This window comes from Streptomyces sp. rh34 (assembly GCF_002551245.1).
GTDB lineage: Bacteria > Actinomycetota > Actinomycetes > Streptomycetales > Streptomycetaceae > Streptomyces.
In genome coordinates this window covers 1-9,555 of record NZ_NTGZ01000275.1, presented here as the reverse complement: position 1 = coordinate 9,555, position 9,555 = coordinate 1, and the positions used below count along the sequence as shown (strand labels likewise).

The window sequence follows — 9,555 nt, the reverse complement described above, 5'->3', positions numbered from 1 at the left end:
CCAGCCCGCTCAGAGATGTGTATAAGAGACAGCAGCAGGGCCGGGCCGGTGGGCTCGGCGCCGATGCGGCGGCCGGCCGCCTCCGTCGTACGGTCCAGGACGACGGCCAGCAGCACGATCGGGATGCCCGCGGCGAGCGCGGCGCCGACGTCCACGGACGACAGGGCCTGGTAGACCCGGTCGCCGAGGCCCCCCGCGCCGATCACGGAGGCGATGACGGCCATGGAGAGCGCCATCATGATGGTCTGGTTCAGGCCGAGGAGCAGTTCCTTGCGGGCCAGCGGCAGCCGGGCGCTCAGCAGCCGCTGCCTGCCGGTCGCGCCGAGCGAGGCGACGGCCTCCATGACGCCGGCGTCCGCGCCGCGCAGGCCGAGCGCGGTGAGCCGGGCCATCGGCGGAGCCGCGTACACGACGGTGGCGAGGACGGCTCCGGGGACGCCGATGCCGAAGACCAGTACCACCGGGAGCAGATACGCGAAGGCGGGCAGCACCTGCATGGTGTCGAGGACCGGGCGCAGCAGGCGGAACGTGCGGTCGGACAGCCCGGCCGCCAGGCCGAGGAGCAGCCCGAGCACGACGGAGGCGAGGACGGCGACGACCATCAGCGCGAGCGTCTGCATGGTCGGCACCCACATGCCGAGCAGCCCGCAGACCAGGAACGACGCGGCCGCTGTGAGCGCGAGCCGGATTCCCGCGACGCGCCAGGCGACGGCGGCGGCGAACACGGTGACGCCGGCCCAGCCGAGGGCCAGGAGAACCAGGTAGACACCGCGTACGGACAGCACGACGGCGTTGCTGATGTGGCCGAAGAAGTAGAGGAACAGCGGGTGGCTGTCGCGGTTGGAGACGATCCAGTCCGTCACGTCGCCGAGCGGTGCGGAGAGGTCGGCGGTCAGCGCGTCCGGCCAGACACCACCGCCCCAGCGGCCGTGCACGAGAGGGACGGCCACGACGGCGACGAGCGCGAGCAGCAGGAGCTTCGCGGCGGCCGGACGGTCGCGGAGCGAGGCCAGCGGCCCTCGGCGCGCGCTCCCTTGCACGGGGCGGGCCGGGGTGGCCTGTGCGGTGGCCATCAGAGGGTCACCTCGCGGGAGCCGTCCGGAGCGTCCGGAGCGGCAGGGGTGTCCGGGGTGCCGGTCGCGGAGGTGGGCTCGGTCGCTCGGCCGGGTCCGGTCGTTCCGGCGACGACGTCGAGCAGGCACGCGTGGTCGACGACACCGACGAGCCGGCCGCCGTCCATCACCCGGGCGGCGGGGTCGCCGGAGCGGGAGACCGCTTCGATGGCCTCGTACACGGTGGCGTCGGGGCGTACGGCCGGGCCGCGCTCGCTCTCCCCGGCGAGCGCGGGCCGCATGGCCGTGGCGACGGTGAGGACCTGCTCGCGCGGCACGTCGCGGACGAACTCGCGCACGTAGTCGTCGGCGGGCGAGCCCACGATCTCCTCGGGGGTGCCGAGCTGGACGATGCCGCCGTCACGCATCAGCGCGATCCGGGTGCCCAGGCGCAGTGCCTCGCTGAGGTCGTGGGTGATGAAGACCATGGTGCGGCCCTCCTCGCGGTGCAGCCGGACCACTTCGTCCTGCATCTCGCGGCGGATCAGCGGGTCCAGCGCGCTGAACGGCTCGTCGAAGAGGAGGACGGAGGGGTCGACGGCGAGCGCGCGGGCGAGCCCGACGCGCTGCTGCTGGCCCCCGGAGAGCTGGGACGGGCGGCGGTCTTCCAGACCCGCGAGGCCGACCTTCGCCACCAATTCGGCCGCCTTGGAGCGGCGTTCGGCCTTGCTGAGCCCCTGGATCTCCAGGCCGTAGGCGACGTTGTCCAACACCGTGCGGTGCGGCAGCAGTCCGAAGTGCTGGAAGACCATCGCGGCGCGGTGGCGGCGCAGTTCGCGCAGCCGGGAGCGGTCCATCGCGAGGACGTCCTCGCCGTCGATGGCGAGGGTGCCGCTGGTGGGCTCGATCAGCCGGGTGAGACAGCGCACGAGGGTCGACTTGCCGGAGCCCGACAGGCCCATGACGACGAAGACCTCGCCCTTGCGGACGTCGAAGGAGACGTCGCGTACGGCGGCGGTGCAGCCGGTGGCCTCCCGCAGTTCGGCGGGCGGGAGCGCCGCGTGCTCACCGCCGGGGATCCGGTCGGCCTTGGGTCCGAAGACCTTCCAGAGGTTGCGTACGGAGAACACGGGGTTCTCGTCGGCCTCGGCGTTCCCGGTGGTCTTGAGGGTCTCGGTTCCGGTCATCGGACATCGCCTCCGGTGCTGGTGCTGGTGACCGGCGCGGTGTCACGCGCCTGGTCCGCGAGGAGCTCGGCGCACTTCTCGCCGACCATCAGGACGCCGATCATCGGGTTGACGGCGGGCATGGTCGGGAAGACGGAGGCGTCGGCGATCCGGATGCCCTCAAGGCCCCTGATGCGCAGCTGTGGGTCCACCACGGCCTGCTGGTCGTCGGCCGCGCCCATCCGGCACGTGCCGGCCGGATGGTAGACGGTGTGGGCGACCTTGCGGGCGTACTCGCTGATGTCCTCGTCCGAGGTGACCTCGGGGCCGGGACAGACCTCACGCTTGAGCCAGTGGGCCAGCGGTTCGGTGGCCGCGATCTCCCGGGCGAGCTTGATGCCGTCGACCAGGGTGCGGCCGTCGTGGTCGTCCTCGTCGGTGAAGTAACGGAAGTCCAGGGCCGGCTTGACCTCGGGGTCGGCGCTCGTGAGGTAGAGGCGGCCCCGGCTGCGCGGCTTGGGGATGTTCGGGGTCATCGACACCCCGTGCTCGGGCTTCTCGTAGCCGAGCCGCTCCGGGTTGTCGGTGAACGGGATCTGGTAGAAGTGGAACATCAGGTCCGGACCCCGGGATTCGGGGTCGCGGCGGACGAAGAGTCCCGCGTCGGAGTCCATCGCGGAGTTCTCCGGGATGGGCCCGTCGGTCTCCCAGACAATGACGGACTCGGGGTGGTCGAGCAGGTTCTCGCCGACGCCCGGCAGATCGTGGCGTACGTCGATGCCCAGCGCGGCCAGGTCCTCGCGCGGACCGATCCCGGAGTGCAGCAGCAGCCGGGGCGTGTCCACCGCTCCCGCGCAGACGATGACTTCGCGGGCGGCGCGCAGCAGGATCTCCTCGCCGTCCTTCGTCCGCACGTGTACGCCGGTGGCGCGGGCGCCGTCGAACTCCAGGCGGTAGGCCCACGTCTCCAGGAGGATTTGCAGGTTGGGCCGGTCGCCGGCCTCGATGTGCGGGTGGAGGTAGGCCACCGAGGCGGAGGAGCGCTTGTTGTTCTCGGGGTGGTAGGCGAGGTCGAAGAACCCGACGCCCTCGTGGAACGGCTTGCGGTTGAAGCTGTCCACGCGCGGGACCCCGGCCGCCTGCTGGGCGGCGTCGACGAAGTCGCGGGCGATCGCGTTGCGGTCCTTCTCTTCGACCGGGACGATGTTGTTGCGCAGCTTGGCGAAGTACGGGTCCATCGCGGCCGCGCCCCAGCCCTCGGCGCCGGCCTCGGCCCACTCGTCCCAGTCGCCGGGCAGCGGCTTGAAGCTGATCAGCGTGTTGTGCGAGGAGCAGCCGCCGAGTACCCGGGCCCGGCTGTGCCGGATGTGGGAGTTGCCGCGCGGCTGCTCGGTGGTCGGGTAGTCGTAGTCGAGGTCCCCGCCGAGGAGGCCGAGCCAGCGGCGCAGGGTCAGCACGTCGTCGCGGTCGATGTCGGTGGGGCCGCCCTCGATGACCGTGACGGTGACGTCCGGGTCCTCGGTGAGCCGGGAGGCGATGACCGATCCGGCGGTGCCGCCGCCGACGATCACGTAGTCGGCCACGGGGCCGTCGGGGACTGCGGTACTGCGGGGGGTGGAAGGCATCGGTCACTGCTCCTTCTGCAAGGTTCGTGCGTGTACGTGGTGCTGCGAACAGCCGGACGGGACCGGGCGCCTCCAGGAGCGGAGCCCGGCCCCCGCAGGCGTCAGCCGGCGAACCACCGCTGGGGGCGCGGGTTGAGGTTCTGGTAGATGTGCTTGGACTCGCGGTACTCGGCGAGCCCCGCCGGGCCGAGCTCGCGGCCCGTGCCGGACTTCCCGAAGCCGCCCCACTCGGCCTGCGGCAGGTAGGGGTGGTAGTCGTTGATCCAGACGGTGCCGTGGCGCAGCCGTCCGGCGACCCGGCGGGCCCGGCCCGCGTCGGTCGTCCAGACGGCGCCGGCGAGTCCGTAGTCGGTGTCGTTGGCCAGCGTGATGGCCTCTTCCTCGGTGCGGAAGGTCTCGACGGTGAGAATCGGGCCGAAGGTCTCCTCGCGGACCACCCGCATCTCGCGGTGGCAGCCGTCGAGGACGGTCGGCCGGTAGAAGTAGCCGCCCTCGGGCCGTACGTCGCTGGGCTCCGGGCGTTCGCCGCCGGCCCGGACGATCGCGCCCTCCTCGCGGGCGGAGGCGACGTACGCCTCGACCTTGGCGAGCTGCTGGGCGGAGACGAGGGGGCCGCACTCGACGCCCTCCAGGGTGCCCCGGCCGAGGCGGATGGCGTCGGCGCGGCGGGCCAGCTCGGTGACGAACCGCTCGCTGACCGAGTCCTGGACGATCAGGCGGGCCCCGGCGGAGCAGACCTGGCCGCTGTGGAAGAACGCGGCGTTCAGTGCCTGGTCGACGGCGGTGTCGAAGCCTTCCGCGGTGGCGCAGGCGTCGGCGAAGACCACGTTGGGGTTCTTGCCGCCCAGCTCCAGGGCGACCTTCTTCACGGTCGGCGCGGCGGCCTGGGCCACCTTCGTACCGCTGGCGAGGCCGCCGGTGAAGGAGACCAGGTCGACGTCGGGGTGCTCGGAGAGCCGGGCGCCCACCGGATCGCCCGCGCCGGTGACGAGGTTGGCCGCGCCGTCGGGAAGACCCGCTTCGGAGAGCAGCCGGATCAGGTGGACGGTGGAGAGCGGGGTGACCTCGCTGGGCTTGAGCACGAAGGTGTTGCCTGCGGCGAGAGCCGGGGCGATCTTCCAGCTGGCCTGGAGGAGGGGGTAGTTCCAGGGGGCGATCAGGGCGCAGACGCCGACGGGCTCGTGGACGACGATGCTGTGGACCTCGGGGTCGCCCGCGTCGACGACCCGGCCGCCGCTCTCGTTCATCACGAGGTCGGCGAAGTAGCGGAAGGCGTCTCTCACGTCGTCGACGTCGACCCGGCCCTCTTCGAGGGTCTTGCCGGTGTCGCGGCTCTCGGTGATCGCGATCTCCTCGCGGTCCCGCTGGAGCAGCTCGGCCACCCGGCGCAGCAGTCCGGCCCGCTCGGCGACGGGCTTGTGGGGCCAGGGGCCGTCGTCGAAGGCGCGCCGCGCCGCCGCGATCGCCGCATCGGCGTCCTCGGCCCCGCCTTCCGCGACGACGGCCAGGACCGTGGCGTCGGCGGGGTCGATGACCTCGCGCGTCGCGCCGGATCCGGCGGCCCGCCAGGTGCCGTCGATGTGGATGGTTTTGAGCGCCGACATGTCGATTTTCGCCTTCCGTGCCTGAAATGCCCCCTCCGGATCGGTCGGGGCGTGCTGCGCGGTGAACCGGGGTACCGCCGCACCAGCGGCCTGGACCCCTCCCCGGTCCGGCGGAATGTATGCCGAGAAATTCACGCAGAGTGATGCTCCTCACGCGAGGAGGACTCCCCGAGAGGCTCCCCCGAGGCTCGGTAGGGGCGGTCCGGTGCTGGTCAGGCGCGTGGTTGTGGGGCGGCCAGCCGGTGCGCGGCGCGCTCCCACACCTCCGGCCCCTCCCCCGCGACAGCGGCGGCGAACCGCTCCGGGCGGGCGAGGAGCCGCCGGTGGCCGGGGTGGAGCGCGGTGTGCGCCAGCAGCCAGCCCGCCAGCGGATGGGGATCTCCCGGCGCCTCGGCCCCGCGCTCCCGGTACGCCACCCGCGCCGCCGCGGCCTCCCCCCGGACCAGCAGCACATCGGCGCGGACCGGTTCCGTGGCCCCCGGAGGCACGCAGCGGCCGACGGCGACCGACGCGACGTCCGAAGCGGTGGCCGAAGCGACGTCCGACACGATGTCCGTCGCGATGTCCGGAACGGTGAAGGCTGCCATGCTGTCGGGCGGACTGTCCGGCGCGATGTCCGGGCGGAGGTAGAGCGCGCCCCGCACGTCCTGCCAGTGCGTGCGTTCCGGGGCGGGGACGAGCAGGGGCTGCCGTACGGGCGGCAGAGCCCCCGTTCGCAGCGCCGCCGCCAGCCCGGCACGCTCCTCGTCCGCGCACCGCAGATTGCGCAGCCGCCATTCGACCCGGTGACCCGTGGCCGCCGCACGGGCCCGTGCCACGGCCCGCCCGTCCACCGGTTCGCGCAGCCAGCCGTCGACGGTGCGCGTGAGCCCGGCGACCAGCCGGCGGCCGGGCCCGGTGAGTGCGGCGCGGGTCGCCAGGGTCCGCAGGACCGTACGGGTCTGGATGCGGCGGAGCGCGAACCGGAAGGGCGCCAGGTCCAGCGGATCTGCCACCCGGTCCCCGATCCGGTCCCGCCAGAATCCGGCGACGCCGACGAACGCGTACGCCCCGTGGAGAAGCCCCGGCAGATGACGCGGGTCCGGGCGCCACGGGGCGTAGTGCTCCTCCTCGCGATCGTCGTCGAGCATCGCGAAGAGGTGCAGCAGCGCCCCCAGTTTGCTGTGCTGGAACTCGTGGACCATCGTCTCCGCGAGCGCCGCGCCGTCCGGGGGCCGGGCCACCACCATGGAGCCGAACGCGTCGGCGGTGGAGGCGCTGAGCCCCGCGACGGGTCCGGGTCGTAACCGTCCGGGCCAGGGCACGATGCGCCTGATCTCCTCGGGACGCATCGTGCCCGGCCCCGTGCCGGGGGAACGCGAGCCAGGGGCGGAAGCGGGGTCGAGCAGGGCGACCGCCTCGGCGAAGAGGCTCCGCCAGGTGCCGAGTTCGCGTGGTGTGAGTCGGCGGGGCGGGATCGGGTGGTCGAGGTCGCGGTACGGATCGGTGTCGTCGAGGGCGACCTCGGGCCCGCCCGTCCGGACCGGTAGCCGGTGCGTCGGCCACCACAGGGCGCTCTGCGGCGCGGTGAGCGGCCGCACGGTCAGCGCCGTCGCCCCGGTGCCCCGTCCGGTCGGGGCGAGGAGTAACTCCCCCTCCCGGACACGCGCGTGGACCGGCTGGAAGCCCAGCAGCGGGATGCCCGGCAGCCGGGCGAGGCCGAGCGTCGGCAGGGCCACCGCGCCCTCCCTCGCGGGCACGACCAGCTCGGCGGCCGTCCCGGCCGTCACCGCGGCCACCAGGGCGACGCCGGCCAGGTGTCCGGCGTCCACCCACAGCGGAGGGCCGGCCGAGGTACCGTGCAAGCGGCGCAGTGTGTGGGCGAGCCAGCTCCCCACCTGCGGACTCAGCAGCAACTCCTCGACACAGCCCGGCCTTCGGGCCTCGGCGCGTTCGACAGCCCGCCAGGTGACGCCCAGGTCGACGGGGCCGAGCAGAGCGGGCCGCTCCTCCAGCCGGCACAACAACTCGCGGAGCAGGACCAGGCGTCGGGCCCGCTCGCCCTCCGCGAGGAAGCCGAGGGCCGCCACCGACCCACCGCCCGAGGCGAGTTCGTCGAACCAGTGGCCGGGCATCCGCATCGGTCCGTGCACCCGCGCTCCTTCGTCGTGGTCCCGACGCGGCCCGCCGGGTGCCGTTCCCGGGAGGGCCGCACAGCGCTCAGTCGGCGAGACCGCCGGGAGGACCGCCGCCGGACAGCGTGCTGGTGCGCGCTCTTCGGATCTCCTCCAGCAGACGCCGGCCGGGAGCGGGAGCGAGGGCGCGCACGGTGGCGACGCCCACCTCCGCGAGATCCGCCACATCGGACTCCAGGTAGTCGGCCGGATCACCGGCCGATGCCGTCTGCTGCAAGGCCTTCTCCCCCTTTTCGGTCCGGCGGCACACCATGCCACCCGTCCCTTCCCATCATGACGAACGGGTGGCCTTCCGGAAACCCGTGCGATCACGCCGTACGATCACGGGCCCGGCGGACCGGTCCGGCCCTCGGCCAGGAACTCCCGCAGGGCTTCCTCCAGTTCGGCGCCCCTGCCGGCATCGTCGTCCAGCAGCGTGACGGCCCGGTAGAGGTCCCAGGGCCCCTCCGGGCGCCGCCGCAACGTCCGCAGAATGCCCAGGACGTCCGTACGGGGCACCGCGTGCCGCGGCATGCGCGCCACCAGGACCGGGTCCAGCTCCGCGACCATCGTCTGGCGTTCGTCCCGGTCGCTCATCAGCGGATAGGCGAGGAGCGCTTCGACCACCCGGAGCAGCCCGCCGCCCGTTCGCTCGGGTCCCGAGCGAACTCCGTTCGCCCGCGCCGGTGCCGCCGGACGGTCGGGAAGGTACTCCGCGTGTCCGGGGCGGTGCAGCTGGAGGGTGGGGAGCTGGGCGTGGCTCCCCTCGGCGCGCAGCCGGTCGAACCGGTTCCGGACGGCCGCGAAGAGCGCCTCCGGGTCGGGAGCCGGACCGCCGGGCAGGGCGGCCAGCTCGCGCAGGAGGATGTCCGAGAATACGCCCAGGCCGCGCACGGGATCGTTGGCGGCGCGCTGCCCCCGGTCGGCGGCCAGCAGCACGTTCTGCCGGTGCACCCGCAGTCGCTGCCCGGCGGGGAGGCTCCCGTCCGGGATCGTGACGGCCGGGCGGTGGCGCTCCTCGAAGGTCTGGCAGGCGTCCACCACCCAGTTCTGCTCCGCGAACCCGGGCAGGACGTCGCTGCTCAGGCGGCGGCGGGCGGACTCCAGGTCGATGTTGCGCCGGTCGGCGTCCGTGGCGTCGGCGCAGTAGAGCCGCAGGTGTTCGTCCCGGTCCAGGACACCGTGCCCGCCCCACCAGACCCAGAGCACGTCCCCCTGGCGGGCGGGCAGTTCGTGGACCAGGACCCGCCGCAGGGTCTCGTGGTCGGCGGCGCGATGGCCGGCGACCGCCGCCGTCCCCTCCGCCGGGGCGAGGTGCAGCAGGATGTTGGCGTCCGGCACGCCCGTGGACCGCAGCCAGTCCCGGAAGCGCAGTGCGTCGCGGACCGGCCCCGGCAGCGTCCAGCGCGGTCCCGCCGCATAGGCCTCGACGCCGACGACGAGCGCCACCACGCGTGCCGGGTCGACACCGCCCGCGCTCACGGCAGCCGCTCCGCGATGGCGCGGTAGACGACCGGATCGGTCCAGTAGGCGCTGTGGGCCGCGGGGAACGGCTGCCGGTTGTCGGTCGCGACGTCCACGGCCCGGTCGGGGAACAGCGGTGCCGCGGCGAAGCCGAGCAGGTCGCGGCGGTCGTGGATGTTCAGCCAGCCGGGGACATGGGCGGGCAGCGGCTCCGGGTGGTCGAGGTGGGGCAGCGCCCCCGTCTCGTACAGGAACGGCCCCTGCGAGCCCACCGTGACCAGCAGCCGGACGCCGGGCAGCGGGGCCTCGATCAGGGTGTCCAGGGCGATGATCCCGCCGAGGCTGTGTCCGAGCAGGACGACCGGGGGCTCCACGGCGGCGACCAGCTCCCGCAGGGCGGCGCGCAGGGGGCCGCCGCGGACGAGGAACGTCAGCACGTCCCCGGCCGCCGGGTGGGCGGCCCCGGTGAGGGCGCGACGGCGGCGCACCGC

8 protein-coding genes are annotated in these 9,555 nt (G+C 73.8%); all 8 read right to left on the bottom strand.

The features are described 5' to 3' along the window. Positions 1 to 1,073: ABC transporter permease (locus CR470_RS32020; RefSeq protein ID WP_143663918.1), on the bottom strand; the 1,073-nt coding region annotated here is incomplete at its 3' end. Further along, positions 1,073 to 2,239, bottom strand: a complete 1,167-nt coding sequence (locus CR470_RS32015; RefSeq protein WP_097870973.1) for a quaternary amine ABC transporter ATP-binding protein — start codon at positions 2,237 to 2,239, stop codon at positions 1,073 to 1,075. The genes CR470_RS32015 and CR470_RS32020, both read right to left, overlap by 1 nt. Then, positions 2,236 to 3,843, bottom strand: coding sequence for a GMC family oxidoreductase (locus CR470_RS32010; RefSeq protein WP_097870972.1), 1,608 nt, complete (start codon positions 3,841 to 3,843; stop codon positions 2,236 to 2,238). The genes CR470_RS32015 and CR470_RS32010 overlap by 4 nt, the downstream gene beginning before the upstream one ends. 101 nt (positions 3,844 to 3,944) lie before the next feature. After that, a complete protein-coding gene (locus CR470_RS32005; RefSeq protein ID WP_097870971.1) occupies positions 3,945 to 5,447 on the bottom strand; it encodes an aldehyde dehydrogenase family protein in 1,503 nt (500 codons plus the stop codon). Between the two features lie 212 nt (positions 5,448 to 5,659). Continuing rightward, positions 5,660 to 7,579: an HEXXH motif domain-containing protein gene (locus tag CR470_RS32000; protein WP_097870970.1), complete on the bottom strand. Its 1,920-nt coding sequence runs from the start codon at positions 7,577 to 7,579 to the stop codon at positions 5,660 to 5,662. Positions 7,580 to 7,646: 67 nt separating this feature from the next. After that, the gene (locus tag CR470_RS31995; protein WP_257138985.1) at positions 7,647 to 7,838 is read right to left on the bottom strand and encodes a hypothetical protein; all 192 of its coding nucleotides are present in this window, start codon (positions 7,836 to 7,838) and stop codon (positions 7,647 to 7,649) included. 104 nt (positions 7,839 to 7,942) lie between these two features. Next, positions 7,943 to 9,082, bottom strand: a complete 1,140-nt coding sequence (locus CR470_RS31990; RefSeq protein WP_097870968.1) for an effector-associated domain 2-containing protein — start codon at positions 9,080 to 9,082, stop codon at positions 7,943 to 7,945. Further along, positions 9,079 to 9,555 (bottom strand): alpha/beta fold hydrolase (locus CR470_RS31985; RefSeq protein WP_143663917.1); only part of this gene is annotated, 477 nt, incomplete at its 5' end. The genes CR470_RS31990 and CR470_RS31985, both read right to left, overlap by 4 nt.

Bases quoted from the DNA above. Each gene is read 5' to 3' on its own strand.
- CR470_RS32005 (WP_097870971.1), bottom strand. From the start codon at position 5,447: ATGTCGGCGCTCAAAACCATCCACATCGACGGCACCTGGCGGGCCGCC.
- CR470_RS32010 (WP_097870972.1), bottom strand. From the start codon at position 3,843: ATGCCTTCCACCCCCCGCAGTACCGCAGTCCCCGACGGCCCCGTGGCC.
- CR470_RS32015 (WP_097870973.1), bottom strand. From the start codon at position 2,239: ATGACCGGAACCGAGACCCTCAAGACCACCGGGAACGCCGAGGCCGAC.